Genomic DNA, 14082 nt, shown 5'->3' on the forward strand with positions numbered 1-14082 from the left:
GAAACCTAGGTCAAAGACCAACTACGCTTGGGGAGAGGAGACCTCTATTTTTCCTGGCTCCGGCAAGGGATAACAAGTCACCTCGTTGAAACAAGAATCCCCGTCCTTCCAGGGCGGGGAGTGTCAAATCTACTAAGCTACTGTTAGTCAAGGAAATATCAGCTGGTTGGACTCCATCGGGAAAACTTACGGATGTTGCGCCATTGAGCGTAACGGTTCCTCGACTGGATAATCCTCCTAATTCTACCCGTCCCCCTGGCACTTGAAGGGTGGCACCATTGAGGTTAACTTCACCCCCAAGTAAGGCCATGGTTTGCCCAGTCTCGATCGTTAAGGTAGCTCCTGTCACGTTTACTGAACCAGGATTGCTACCATATTGCAAACCGATGGGAATATTGATGGTTAACAATGGTGGGGCCTGTGGATTACTAGCGCTAAAATTGAAACCATTGTCAAATACCGCACTATCAGCAGTGCTAGCAACAAAGGAGCCTGCTACATCTAAGAGGATATCTGAAAAGTTTTTTGATACTGAATTTTGCCCCCCTAGCCCCCCAACTTTGGGGGGAACAAGAGTCAATTTGCTTCTAAAAGTCCCCCAAAATTGGGGGACCAACGGGGGCTTGGATGTAGCAAATGAGACTTCTCAGACAACCTCTAAGCGAGCATTAGATCCAAATGCAATACCATTGGGATTAAGCAAGAATAAATTAGCGCTACCGTTTACTCCCAAGGTGCCCAGAATTTGAGAGAGGGTGCTACCGGTGACACGAGTCAATATATTAGTAATGCCATCGGGATTAGCAAAATACACTCGTTGACCATTACCAACATTAAATTCGATCAAACTGTGGAATAAGTTACTATCTCGTATTGCTCCCCCTTCGATTAAATCCGCTGCGGCACCACGGATAGTCTGATTGGGAGTAACTTGAGAATTTTCATCCCCCAAGGTACTATCTGGGGTAATTTGAGCGAGGGTGGGTGAGGCGAGTAATAAACATAGACTACTAACTTCGAGCAATCCCAGTAAGCCCAATTGCATTAGTGAAATGGTTTCTCTGGGTCGGCTTGGTATGAGGGGATTGGTGCTGTCGTCGGAGCTAGATAAGGGATTAGCTTTGTGGGCAAAGGGGATGCGATCGCGTTCCATGGATAGGCCTGGCCGATTAGTCTCAGTCTTAGATTTCCCGGCACTGTTGGTCAGAGTAACATCTGTTTATAGTGCTACGCGCAAGTCAGAAGTCACAAGTCACAAGTCAGGTATGACTAAGTTTCGGAGTTTAGGAATGTCAAACACCTTAATGCGTAGTGCTATTTTTTCAAAAAACAACCAAGTATATCTAATGTTTAAAAAAACTATAACTTATTATCTTTAAGCATTAGATATACTATTTTTAAGTAATTGTAAATAGTGCAAAATATCAGTATTACCTGTCCCCTATCTCCCCACACTCTTACCCCGATTCCCGATTCCCGATTCCCGATTCCCGATTCCCTGTTACCTGTTACCTGTTCCCTTTGGTATAAGTAGTGATTGATGTTCAAGCAAGCATGGAAGCCTTGACTGAGATGGTAGGAAATCAAGACCAGCAACATCCTCAGGAAAAACGCGATCGCGAAATAGTTAACCGTCTTTTACAACAACAACCCAATGAATACAACTTGGCGGAATTAGCCCGACTGCGGATTCGCTATGACAGCTTTCCCGGTGCTAGGGCCATTCAAAGAGACTTGGATTTATTGCTTCAGCGATGGCAACTGACAGAACAACAGCTTTTTGAGAAAACCCTTCAGATTCATCAAGCCGGTCTCGCGTATAGACGAGACAACAGTTGTGGGAGCCAGGATGACTGGACTTAAGACTTCTTTGCTGAAGTCGGGAATAGGGAGTAGGGAGTAGGGAGTAGGGAGTAGGGAGTGGGAAAAAATCATGTTGGTTTTTCAGTACCTTTTATGATAAATTTCCAGTTAAAAAACTCAGAAAGCTTACTGTAAAAACAAAATTAGGCTCTTCAACTAACAAAATTTACTGAATACGGCCTCTTACCACTGTTCCCTGCTCCCTGCTCCCTGCTCCCTTTACTAGATTAATTTCATTTAACCGATTTCCTAGGGGCTGGGGGTAAAAGCTTAAAGATCTGTTTTTCTTGATTCGGTTTAAGGTTCTGATCAGCGGGAGCTATTGGATCTATCTTAGGTAGATCGATCTTAGGGGGGGACTTAGGGATGGGAGGAGTTTTAGCCAGCTCATTAGACGAAGCTGTATCTATAGCAGTATTGAGAGCTTCCAGTTGTTGAGATATCAGAGCCTGCTGTTGCAGCTGCTCGGTAGAAGACACTAAGCCGCTGAGTCCATTAACTAAATCCTTGACATTGCGGCGAAACGCTGGATCCCCAGTCAGATCATCTAGGTCAGCGGTAATCTTTTGGGCATTTTCAAAGGTAACTCGTGCTGAGTCGAGGGTTTGTTGCAATACCAGTAAATTAGTGGGACTGTTGAGAGTATTGGAAACATTACGTAAGTTAGCAGATGCTTGGGCAGCATTAGCTGATAGGTTTTCTAAGTTCCGCAGCATTTGTGATACATCCGTTTGATAAACCGCTGAGTTAACCCGATTCGCGGTAACGGTTAAGTTGCTGGTCAGTATACGCAGATCTTCACTGGCCTGAGAGATGCTATCCAAGGTGGTGACCAAATTTCCCCGATTGCTGACCAATAGTTGATTGGCAGAGGTGATCAACTGATTGAGTTCCCTTGCCGTTTGGCTGTATTGCTCGGAGGTACTAGAAATGCTACTGGTTGCCAACCCGATTAGACTAGATGTTTGATTGGCCGCACTGGTCACAGCATTCGTTGCGTTGGACAAGCCTGCTACCTCTTGCCGCACGATGCGGGACAACTGGGTCATCTCTTTGCTAAGTTCTGAAACGTCTCTAGCTGCATTGGAGGCATTTTCCGCAAGGCTATTGATTTTGTCAAAAAAGGCTGGATCACCGAAGAGTTCAGCAATGCGATTTCCGTTCCGTAGAAGGTCAGCAAAGGTGGAACCCACATCACCATTAATCTGATCTTCTTCACAAATAACTAGGGCAGAATTACATTGTGCTCCGAAGGGTGTAAGACTTTGAGCAGTTGCAGGTAATTGTCCTAGGGGCATGATATCCACATTGGTAGCACCAATTAAACCCGATTGATTAGCTTCAACCTGGACTTTGCGGGGGATTAACAATCCAGGGTCATCAATTTCAACGGTGACATTGACCCCATTAGTACCGGGTTCAATCTTAGTGATTCTCCCAACTTGGACACCGCGATAGCTGACCGATGCCCCCACTTGCATCCCAGCAGCGTTCCCAAAATTGACAATGAATTTATAGCTCTTTCGACCTAAGCTAATGCCACTAATCCATACAACAAGTCCACCGAAAACAGCAAGTCCTGCTACTATTAATAAGCCAACGGAGCCTTCTCGAATCGTCCGCGATCGCATAGTTTAACCTTTGTTACCCTTTCCCCTCACATTTACCATCATGCCTCACCAACCACTGACATCCAAATTTGAACCGACTTGAGCAAGTTTCGAGTAGTCCATTGGGTCAGATAGATGAGGTAAAATCCCCAAAACCTTAACATTGGTTAGAGTCTCGATTAAGCTAATCGGAGCCAACTGAGTTATTTCTTCGGAGGTACGAGGTTGGACGCAATTGAGGACAATCCCTGTGAGGTCAACTCGTGATGAGCGTGCCAGGGCAACATTAGCAACCACTTGTGCGATCGCTCCTAATTCTACCGGCGCAACCAATACCGTTGGCAATCGCCAATCCCTTGCCAAATCTGCCACAATCAGTTCATGAGTCACCGGTGAACCTAGTCCTCCCAAAGCTTCCACCAAGACCACATCCCGCTGACTGCGCAGAGTATTGAAGCCTTGCCAGACCTTTTCGAGGTCAACCTGTCTTCCTTCTAGATCTGCAGCAACTGGTGGTGCTGCAGGGGTTTTAAACTCCACGGGTGTGATCTCCTCCAGGGTTTGAGCCAAGTCAAATAGTTGCTGGTAAATTTCGCGATCGCCAATTCCGGTTTGAATCGGCTTGAATATCCCCAGACTCTCTTGAGGACGGTAAGTCTGCCAATAAGCAGCGATCACAGAAGTCAAAACCGTTTTGCCGATGCCTGTATTGGTGCCAGTAATTAGTAATACGTTCAAGATTGACTCACTTTAAGTCTGAAAGGCTAATATCTAAAGCAAACTTTCTTTCCTGTTTAGCAATTACATCTACTATATACTCACCAGAACTAGGCAGCTGACCTTGCCACCTTTGCACCCCTGAAGCCTGTTCCACTAACTTCCCATTGGGATAGCGGATAGTTAAAGCCACATCACTTTCAATCACCTCTAGCTTCAATTGCTTACCCTGTTTAGCCTTCACCAAGTAGCGCTGAATCTTCTGGGGGCTAGTGCGACCCAGTAGCTGCAAACCCTTGCTTCCCTGCAATAAATTGACCCTTTCTATGTTATAATCAGCAGTTGGTTTAGGTTTAGGTTTCGGCTTCGGTGCTTCTGTTAACCTTAATCCTAGCTGATAATCGCTATTCGGTAGACCCTTAACTGGACTTAGTTGAATCGTGTAGTTGCCAGTGAAAGGAAATTTCCCTTCCCATTGCCGTACCCGTTTAGCTCGATTGTCCACTGGTTTTCCGTCCGGGCCAAGCACTGTCATCAAGACCCCTTCGTCACTGAGATATGTCTTCAGGGTTTGGTATTGTTTACCCTGGATAATGTAGTTAATAGTGTGATTAGCCTTTAAATTCCTGGATTTTGAAAGGGTTTTACCAGCAGAAAGCTCTAGACGCTGACTGTAGATTTGAGGTTTACTCGGGGTTGGACTAGCGCTAGGGGTTGGACTAGCGCTAGGGCTCGGAGTGGGAGTCGGACTAGGACTAGGACTAGGACTCACTGACACCTTAGGACTTGGAGATTTGCCAGTGTCCTGCTGATTAAAATTGCTCACCCACACCCAAGAGCCTATTCCTGCCAGCACTGCTAGTCCTGTAGCTATCCCAAGCAGCGGCCAAGGACTATTCCAGATAGAGCGACCCGTGGCTTGAGACATCACCGGTTCACTCGGTTCTCCACCTCTAGCCTCCCTGGGTGTTCCACCTTGAGCTGATGCCACTGTCGTGCCGGGTATTGGCTTGGGTTTTGGAAGTTGGGGAGTTAACCCAGAAGCTTGAAAGGCATACAAGACTTCTCTAGCGGATTGGTAGCGATCGCTTGCTTGATAACTAAGCATCCGATTTAATATCTCAGCTAACTCATCGCTAACCCTAGCCCAGGGACGCCAGTTCCAAGTCAGATTAGTATTATCCACCAGTTCTTCTGGTTCTTTCCCAGTCAGTAGCACTATCGCAGTCACTGCTAGGGAATATAGGTCACTACTTGGATACACCTGACCGGTCTGAATTTGCTCCCTGGGAGCGTAACCGCTTTTGCCAATACTAGTTGTTGGTGTGGGAGTATCGGGCAATTGAAGACGAGTTGCCAGTTCCTGTACCACACCCAAATTAATCAACACCGGTATACTGTCCGTCTCCCGCATGATAATGTTATCCGGTATGATATCTCGGTGAATAATCCCTTGGCTGTGGATGTAGTCCAAAACTGGCAAAGATTGCTGCAATAGCTGACGCACTTCCGTTTCTGATACGACTCCCAACTTGGTCGGGCTAGCCATTGGGGGTGATTGGACTTCCCCATCGGGATTAGAAGATAGAGGTTCACTTTGATTCTGAAGGGCTTTCCGTTGTTCTAGTAGTTCACCATAGGTTTTTCCCTCTACGTAGTCTCGCACCAGAAACAGCCGTCCTTGCTCTTCAAAGGTAGCTCGGAACTGAGGAATTTGGGGGTGTTCAATTTTATACAGGATACCTGCTTCTTGTTGAAACAGTTGCCTTGACTTATCTAAATTATTAGTTTCTGTCTGAGGGGGAATAAATTCTTTGAGGGCACAAGGTTCATTGAAACGCCCTTGATCCTCTACCAGGTAAGTCCGATTGAATTCTCCTTGGTCAAGGACACGGAGCAGATGGTAGCGATTTTGCAGAATAGTTCCAGAGGCAATCGGTGGTTCCATCGGTGGTAGATCAGTTGTTACGGACAATGAGGCAGGAGGAGTATTCTTGAAGTTTAGACTTATTTCGGTTGCTTTGGAACTCCACCGATGGATTCCAACTGTTCCTTTGAGTAACAGTTGATAAGCATATAAATCAGCGCTTACCCAAGACTGGACTCCAAACCCGCTTATGGTGTAGAGTCAGAAGCTATACCCTACAAGTATAGTTATTGCGTAAGTCCTGTAGGGAATTTGGAATAGGAAATAGGGAATAGGGAAAAAATCCTGTGTAGTTAATCAATATCACAACTGCTAAGCACCTAAACAAAATTAATTACCTACTCTGGATCTCTGTAACCCTTACATTGCATGGCTTTGATTTTCGGTAAATGTGCAATTAATTTTGTGCACCTGCTTATATAGGTTTTTCTGGTTTATTATAACATCACGACATGTTCATTGCTATCTTATTTTCCTGTGGAATTATCTCAAATAACTACCTTAATTGAATAGATGTACAGTTGAACATCAAATTAGGGACAATAGTTTATTTTCGGATTTGACTAAGAAACTTAAAAAAAATTCTTGATTTATGACCTTAGTTTGATCACACTACACTATATAGCAATCCTAAATCATTTGTAAAATCACTGAAATTTTTAAAAACTCGATCCTTTTCCCTTACATTCTGCCATCTGCCTCCTGCCTCCTGCCTCCTGCCTCCTGCCTCCTGCCTCCTGCCTCCTGCCTCCTGCCTCCTGCCTTAAAGCAGCCCATTTCTTTCACGAATCAGATCGGATTGCAATATATTGTGTCTTGCGGAAAGTACTGTATGAGTTAAATGCTATAAAAATTAATAAAATATTAATCAAATTTAAATAAATAATTATAAAAATTATTATAAAAAGGATATTCTTAGAATGTTAAGATCGCGTTGAAATAAGCTTCGAGGGTTTGCTGTGAGCAGTTCAGTTACTTTAGAGCTTCAACCTATTCTGCCCCAGATAGCCGATAACAATCGTTTAAGACTATTTTCTGGTTCGGCAAATGTTTCCCTTTCTCAGGAAGTGGCACGCTATCTAGGCATCGACTTGGGACCGATGGTACGGAAACGATTTGCTGATGGGGAGCTCTATGTCCAAATTCAAGAATCCATCAGGGGGTGTGATGTTTACCTGATTCAACCGACTTGCTATCCGGTGAATGATTACCTGATGGAGTTACTCATTATGATCGATGCTTGCCGTCGAGCCTCAGCACGGCAAGTTACTGCTGTGATTCCTTACTATGGTTATGCTCGAGCAGACCGTAAAACGGCGGGGCGTGAGTCCATTACAGCGAAACTGGTGGCTAACCTGATTACTGAAGCTGGTGCTAATCGGATTTTGGCAATGGATTTGCACTCCGCTCAAATTCAAGGTTATTTCGATATCCCCTGCGACCATGTCTACGGTTTACCAGTATTACGACAATACCTGGCTTCTAAGGAACTAACCGATCTGGTAGTAGTTTCGCCGGACGTTGGTGGTGTGGCTAGAGCCAGAGCGTTTGCCAAAAAGCTATATGATGCCCCCCTTGCCATTATCGACAAGCGCAGGCAAGCTCACAATATCGCTCAAGTCATGAATGTGATTGGGGATGTGAAGGGTAAAACTGCGGTGTTGGTGGATGATATGATTGACACTGCTGGCACGATTTGTGAAGCGGCCAAAGTACTGCGTCAAGAGGGTGCTCGTCAAGTCTACGCTTGTGCAACCCATGCCGTGTTTTCGCCACCATCTGTAGAGCGCCTCTCTAGTGGGGTGTTTGAAGAAGTAATTGTTACCAATACTATTCCACTTCCGGAAGCGAAACAGTTTCCACAGTTGACAGTGCTTTCAGTGGCTAACTTATTGGGTGAAACCATCTGGCGTATTCATGAAGACTCTTCTGTCAGCAGTATGTTTCGTTGAAAATCCCCCCTGCTCCCGGGGGGATTTTAATTTTAAAAAGTTGTATTGAGTGTTGAGTGTTGACTAGATACAAGCAATGGTTAACAGTCAACCAATAACGCAACTGGGTATCAGCCAAGATTAAATTGGCCACTAAAAATTATTCGTTTGGATAGGAGGTGGAGAGAAACGGGAGATAGGGAGATAGCGGTGCTGAACGCGCACCGTGGGGTAATTTTTATTAATAAAAATGGGAACCGTGGCGAATTTAATTCTTAATGGATCAAGCGCACCTTAGGTATTTTTAACCTAAAAAAAACTCTCCCCAGCACCCCACCTCCCTTTTAACCCATTGACATACCTGCCCACTAAGGGGGTGATTATAAACGGTTTTCAGGTGTTATGAATTGAGATTCAAATCGTGAAAACCCCTTGAATAAAAGCTTTCAGGTTTATTTTTTGATTATGAGTTTTAAGGTTTATTTATCCCCACCTAAATGATATTATTATATATAAATTCAAAGAGGCATGATTTTTATGGGAAAACAAGAATCTTCTGATTTGGTGTCTGTGGACAATACATACACAGAACTCGCCAAGTATTATGATAACTTGATGACATCTGGCTATTATGACCATAAGGGTTATGCCACATCATTGCAGAAAATTTTGGGTGAAAGAAGAAAAATTCTGGATATGGGGGTGGGAAGCGGCTTATTAACGGAGCAGATGTTGTTATTGGAGAATTATAATATTACAGGTATTGATTTCTCGCCTGCGATGCTTACACAAGCAGAAAAAAGACTCAAGGATAATTCGGTGAGGCTCGTATGTGCAAGTATTGAAGATTATGAAACCAGCGAGACTTTTGAGGCTGTTATTTCGACTGGGGGAGTTTTCTGTTTCTCCTACAGAGAGCAAGAACAACAATATCGGCTGTATAGTTATTGCCCTAACAAAGATGTGCAGATGAAATCCCTGAACAAACTGTATGATATTTTAGATAAGGATGGTATTTTATGTATGTCGATTCAAGGGGATCATACCAATTCTGAAATGCCAATCAAAGATGGAATCGTGTATACGCAAAAAACCGACTTTGGAGAACAATCATTACAGAAGACTTATACATTTTCAGCAAATGGCAAGATCCTTTCTCAACAACAAATGCGATTAATATTTTTCGATGAAACAGAGTATCTTAGCTTGTTCGAAACCGCAGGGTTTTCCTTGGTTGGGCAAGAGCGGACGCAAAAATTCTGCATTTTTCGGAAAAACGAATTGAAAAAAGGGTAATAATTCAGGTGAGGGCCGGTTGAAAAAATCTTGAAATACGCTATTCTGACGGCATGAGCTTAAAACCGAAACCCGAAAAACTATAAAAACTAAAGCTATCAGCTATCAGCTAAGTGCGTTTGTATTTGAGATGTAAACCTGTATGGTCTTTTTTTTGGCAATAAAACTGAGGAGCTCTTTCCCCTCTTGGCTTTTACCTGCCCCCCTTCCGAGCCAGGGTTTAGGGGAGATTCCTTTGGCATTTTTTGGTAATTCGTGTGTTTACAATCGAGCTCCAAACGCTATATATTCTATTAATATAGCTTAACACCAATATCATTAATCTAGAATTGCCAAAAGAATAAGAAAAGGTAGTGTTTTTTGTTTGGTCTCCCTAACCCTACCTATTATAGGTGGGGTTAGGGAGAGATTTTGTTCAATTTGCCACAGTAAATTATTCGTTGCTCCTGTAGGGACTAACGTCTAACTCGCCATTATTTTTAAAGACTACTCGGAAATGAGCAAGGGGCTTCTGGGGTACTAACCCAGTCCCTTCGCTACCAATTCCAGCTGCTGCTGGCTTCATTAGGCGTTCTAAAGGAGTTTCTTGGGAGTAATCCCAAGACTCTTTATCAATTGCTTCATAATCAGCAATGATACCCTCTTCAGTCACAGCTACTCGATAAGTTAAATCTTGAGGATAGCTGGAGGTTTTATTCCAACTGTCACGAATTGGCTGAGACACTTTGTCTTTCAAATCATTAATGACAGCGATGTCAGTAATTTCTGGACCTAGGGTAATCTTACCCATATAACCATCCCAAGGACTGATTTCGAGAATCCCTTCGTTTTCCCCTGGTTTAAATAACACCTGGAACTGAGCAATAGGTTCTTGGGTAGCAATATTGTCTGTAGTCTTGGTGTAGAGCAATTCAGGCAGGGGGGTTTGCTCTGCCCCATCCAAGGGTGTGCCATTAACGGGTTTGTAGCCTAAAATCGCACCATCTCTGCCAACACTAACCTGGTATTTTAAATTCCCAGCAAACTGTTGCCGGTTCCCCCAAGCTCGAAAAATTCGCTTTTGCAGGCTTCTTTGTATATAGCGCAACTCTGTGGGATCAGTAATTTCTGGTGCAGTTGTGAGCACTTTTTCTAGCTCGTCGATGGAGAGTGGTGTTCCCTTTGGTGTTGGTGTTGGTGTTGCCTGAGGGTCACTCTCCCCAGTTGGGGTGGTGGTTTCATTAGTATTTTCCCCTGTTCGGGAAGGTTCGGGTTCCCGTACTTCTGGAATCGGTACAAAGAAAAATGCGATCGCAGCTAGAGCCAAACTTGCCATTCCCAGTGCAGCAGGTCCAGTACGCTCGGTTACTGGTTTTTCAGCTTGGCGATAGTGCTTAGAAACAGGCTGCAACGAAACACTAATATCTGGTAGGGTTCGTCCATCAGCCAAAAACTGGTCAATCGCCTCCACCAAGTCAAACAACTGCACTGTGTTCAAATCTACATGGAGAGGTTTGCCTGAGTTAGTCATTGCTCCTGACTCAGCAGTATTTAGCAGTATCAGTCGATGCAAATTCTTGTCCTCGACTTTCTGCAGATGCACCTTAGCTGGTTTCTCAGCATGGGGTTGGGGGTGAGGCACTTTAGACAAAAATTCCTGAGCATAGCGGCTTACACTATTTACCAAGTCCTCAAAAAAATCCCGCCCACCGCTGAGGGGTTTGTCCATAGCCCCTACATAGCATTCCGCATTACTTAGAGTTGTCAGCAATGGTCGGGCATCTGGCTGTAACCCATCCCCTGTGGTACTATTACTCCAACCCTCCAGGATTAGGGTACAGTTGGGAAGACTGTACTGGCGTCGAATTGTCATCGGCTGTTCCTGCTGAAAAATCCCCTTCAACCTCTTAGACTAGCATTGAGGGAATGGGTAATTGGTAATGGATAATGGGTAATCGATAATGGATAATTGATAATTGATAATGGGTAATTTGTCAATCAGCTGACTATACTTGATAGTTGATGGCATGGCTATAGTCAGGAACACCAACGTTCAAGGCAATTCTCCATCAAACAGACTCGTCCATAATCTTTGCCTTCCAGAAGTGCCTGTACAGAACAGAAGCTCACTCAATAGAGAAATTGCGAGTTGATTCAACTTTTCTTCAGAGTTATAGGCAGCCACTTTAGAGCGACGGGGATTCATCCGGCTGCGAAAATGAGCCTGGAACCTTTCCAAATACTTAGATAGGCGAAAATGTTGTTCTAGAGGCACCTGCTTTTCCAGTAGTTGTTGATAAGCCGTCAACAACTGCCTAATCAGAACCGTCATTCGCCGTGCCATATGACTAGCAATCACCACTAAAGCCTTAGCTTCCTCTGGAGTTAGAGGACGTCGTGTGTAAGAGCGCCGCCAGGGATTGGTAGAGCGCATACGCCACAGGACAACACGATTTTTAATAATGTCCTGAAGTTCCAGCTCTCTAGCCGCCAATAGCATCGCCTCAGAACCTCCCAGTTCGAGAGCTTCAATGGCTAGTAAAATTAGGTCAATATGCAGCCGAGTTCGTGGTGGACAGCCCTGAGCTGGAATCCTGAAATCAGGTAGGCTATCTAAAATTATTGGCTTTGACTGGGAAGCAGGACTATTGGTCAGCATTACGGTCCGTCGAAAGATTCACTCTAATAGCGCTTATCCTACAGCGAAAACCTTTTGAATAGATTTGTTCCAAGGAATCACACAAGGTTCAGCTTTCTAGTGTACGCTTTTACAGAAAGGGAATGGCAAGCTATAGTTTGAGTCAAACCCCATTGATAACTAAGTTCACCTACTGATGGATTTAAAATCTCTGATTCGCGATATCCCTGACTTTCCCAAACCAGGGATTGTATTTCGGGATATCACTACCCTCCTGAGCAATCCAGAAGGACTACGCTACACTATCGATACCTTAGCTCAAAAATTTCAGGAAGCAGGAGTAAGGGCTGATTATGTCGTGGGTATGGAGTCTCGTGGTTTTATATTTGGACCACCTATAGCTTACCAACTCGGGGCTGGGTTTGTCCCAGTGCGCAAACCGGGTAAACTACCAGCAGCGGTATACTCGGCTGAGTATGACCTAGAATACGGCACAGACAAGTTGGAAGTCCATCAAGATGCTTTCACACCTAACTCCCAGGTTGTGATTATCGATGATTTAATTGCTACTGGAGGAACAGCAGCAGCTACAGTCAACCTGGTAGAACAAGCAGGCGGTCAAGTGGTAGCTCTTGGCTTTATCATCGAATTACGGGATTTAGGTGGACGTCAGCAACTGCCTGATGTACCAGTTATAACCCTGGTTGACTATTAGTTATTAGTTATTAGTTATTAGTCATTGGTCAAAAGAAAGTTTCCAATTAATAAAGGACTTTCAAGGAATGACAATTTTTGAATTCAAAATGACGTAAGCATTCAGCTATCAGCTATCAGCTATCAGCTATCAGCTATCAGCTATCAGCTATCAGCTATCAGCTATCAGCTATCAGCCATAGGCCAACGGCTGACGGCTGACGGCTGACGGCTGACGGCTGAATGCTTACAAAATGACTAGCTTTATAATTGGCAATTGTTTCCACCGGAAACAACCCCCTGAATTCAGGTATGGGATAATTTTGAATTTTTAATTGATAATTTTGAATTGGAGCGAAGCGATTGACTTCTTCTACTAGAGATTCTAGCATTATCAATCGGTTTGATGGGGCTTGGCATAGACTAAAACTTCTGGTCACCAGTGAGACCTTTCTGTACGTGGTAAAGCGACTGTTGCAAGGTCTTTTGACCTTGCTGTTGGCATCTGCTCTAAGTTTTGCCATTATTCAGTTTGCACCAGGAGATTTTCTGGATACCCTCAGGCAAAATCCCAAAATTTCCCCGGAACGAATCGAGGAACTCAAGGAGCAATTTGGTTTAGATCAGCCAGCAATTATTCAGTATTGGCGTTGGCTAGTACGAGTTGTAACCAAGTTTGACTTTGGTACCAGTTTCGCTTACTTCCGTCCGGTGTCGTCTTTGTTATTAGAACGGATACCAGCAACCTTACTCTTAGCCGTAGCCTCAATCTTTATTACTTGGACGATCGCAATTCCTCTCGGAATCCTAGCTGCTATCAATCAGAATCGCACCACTGACCGATTCCTACAAGTCATTAGCTACACAGGTCAGGGTTTCCCCAGCCTAATCACTGCTCTGTTGCTGCTCATACTCGCCCAGAATCTTTCCCCCTTAGTTCCTGTCGGTAGTATGACCAGTATCAATCATGATGATTTATCCCCCATTGGTAAGGTTTTGGATATTGGCTGGCATATGATTTTGCCAACAATAGCTCTATCCATTACTAGTTTTGCAGGTCTACAACGAATTACTAGGGGTGAATTGCTGGATGTGCTACGGCAAGACTATATTCAGACAGCTCGTGCTAAGGGACTGCCAGAAAATCGAGTTATCTATGTCCATGCTTTGCGCAATGCTATTAATCCTCTAATTACCATCCTTGGCTTTGAGTTTGCTTCTCTACTCAGTGGCTCATTTATTGCTGAAATTTTCTTCAACTGGCCAGGTTTAGGTCGTTTGATTTTACAGGCGGTAACTGCTCAAGACCTCTATCTGGTAATGGGAAGCTTGATGATGGGGGCTACAATGCTGATTTTGGGGAATTTGTTAGCAGACTTGCTTCTAAAAGTAGTTGATCCTCGAATTCGTCTAGAAGATTTGAAATAG

General features: G+C 44.2%; 12 protein-coding genes and 1 pseudogene. 5 read left to right on the plus strand and 8 right to left on the minus strand.

Going from position 1 to position 14082, the window contains the following annotated elements; translation table 11 throughout:
• Positions 1 to 10: 10 nt before the first annotated feature.
• Positions 11 to 580 (minus strand): two-partner secretion domain-containing protein, encoded by a 570-nt coding sequence (locus tag F6K38_RS04475; RefSeq protein ID WP_008186958.1) that lies wholly within the window; start codon positions 578 to 580, stop codon positions 11 to 13.
• 72 nt (positions 581 to 652) lie between these two features.
• A pseudogene (locus F6K38_RS04480) lies at positions 653 to 1045 on the minus strand (two-partner secretion domain-containing protein); the annotation flags it as partial.
• A gap of 509 nt (positions 1046 to 1554) precedes the next feature.
• Between F6K38_RS04480 and F6K38_RS04485 the strand changes: the two are divergent.
• Positions 1555 to 1863: a DUF3288 family protein gene (locus F6K38_RS04485; protein ID WP_008186955.1), complete on the plus strand. Its 309-nt coding sequence runs from the start codon at positions 1555 to 1557 to the stop codon at positions 1861 to 1863.
• A gap of 233 nt (positions 1864 to 2096) precedes the next feature.
• Here the strand turns inward: F6K38_RS04485 and F6K38_RS04490 are convergent, their stop codons facing one another.
• From F6K38_RS04490 to F6K38_RS04500, 3 genes are read right to left on the minus strand one after another with little or no spacing between them, the layout of a single operon-like run.
• Positions 2097 to 3494, minus strand: a complete 1398-nt coding sequence (locus F6K38_RS04490; protein WP_008186953.1) for an MlaD family protein — start codon at positions 3492 to 3494, stop codon at positions 2097 to 2099.
• A gap of 45 nt (positions 3495 to 3539) precedes the next feature.
• A complete protein-coding gene (gene bioD / locus F6K38_RS04495) occupies positions 3540 to 4211 on the minus strand; it encodes a dethiobiotin synthase (RefSeq protein WP_008186951.1) in 672 nt (223 codons plus the stop codon).
• Positions 4212 to 4218: 7 nt separating this feature from the next.
• Positions 4219 to 6138, minus strand: coding sequence for a serine/threonine-protein kinase (locus tag F6K38_RS04500; RefSeq protein ID WP_008186949.1), 1920 nt, complete (start codon positions 6136 to 6138; stop codon positions 4219 to 4221).
• Positions 6139 to 7076: 938 nt separating this feature from the next.
• Here F6K38_RS04500 and F6K38_RS04505 point away from each other — a divergent pair.
• Both F6K38_RS04505 and F6K38_RS04510 read left to right on the plus strand, forming a co-directional pair.
• Positions 7077 to 8069, plus strand: a complete 993-nt coding sequence (locus F6K38_RS04505; protein ID WP_008186946.1) for a ribose-phosphate pyrophosphokinase — start codon at positions 7077 to 7079, stop codon at positions 8067 to 8069.
• A 516-nt stretch (positions 8070 to 8585) separates the two neighbouring features.
• Complete coding sequence (locus tag F6K38_RS04510) at positions 8586 to 9344, plus strand: class I SAM-dependent methyltransferase (protein ID WP_287265873.1); 759 nt, start codon at positions 8586 to 8588, stop codon at positions 9342 to 9344.
• Positions 9345 to 9777: 433 nt separating this feature from the next.
• On the opposite strand, the gene F6K38_RS04515 is transcribed toward F6K38_RS04510, so the two are convergent.
• Positions 9778 to 11196 carry a DUF4335 domain-containing protein gene (locus F6K38_RS04515; RefSeq protein WP_287265872.1) on the minus strand — a complete coding sequence of 473 codons (1419 nt, stop codon included), beginning with the start codon at positions 11194 to 11196 and terminating at the stop codon, positions 9778 to 9780.
• Between the two features lie 180 nt (positions 11197 to 11376).
• Positions 11377 to 11982: a DUF3038 domain-containing protein gene (locus F6K38_RS04520; protein ID WP_287356162.1), complete on the minus strand. Its 606-nt coding sequence runs from the start codon at positions 11980 to 11982 to the stop codon at positions 11377 to 11379.
• Positions 11983 to 12157: 175 nt separating this feature from the next.
• On the opposite strand from F6K38_RS04520, the gene F6K38_RS04525 reads away from it, so the two are divergent.
• Positions 12158 to 12676 (plus strand): adenine phosphoribosyltransferase, encoded by a 519-nt coding sequence (locus F6K38_RS04525; RefSeq protein WP_008186938.1) that lies wholly within the window; start codon positions 12158 to 12160, stop codon positions 12674 to 12676.
• Between the two features lie 157 nt (positions 12677 to 12833).
• On the opposite strand, the gene F6K38_RS04530 is transcribed toward F6K38_RS04525, so the two are convergent.
• The gene (locus F6K38_RS04530; RefSeq protein WP_008183240.1) at positions 12834 to 13046 is read right to left on the minus strand and encodes a hypothetical protein; all 213 of its coding nucleotides are present in this window, start codon (positions 13044 to 13046) and stop codon (positions 12834 to 12836) included.
• On the opposite strand from F6K38_RS04530, the gene F6K38_RS04535 reads away from it, so the two are divergent.
• The gene (locus tag F6K38_RS04535) at positions 13018 to 14082 is read left to right on the plus strand and encodes an ABC transporter permease (RefSeq protein ID WP_044493959.1); all 1065 of its coding nucleotides are present in this window, start codon (positions 13018 to 13020) and stop codon (positions 14080 to 14082) included. The genes F6K38_RS04530 and F6K38_RS04535 overlap by 29 nt on opposite strands.

The organism is Moorena sp. SIO3B2 (genome assembly GCF_010692525.1).
In the GTDB taxonomy this organism is placed as follows: Bacteria; Cyanobacteriota; Cyanobacteriia; order Cyanobacteriales; family Coleofasciculaceae; genus Moorena; species Moorena producens.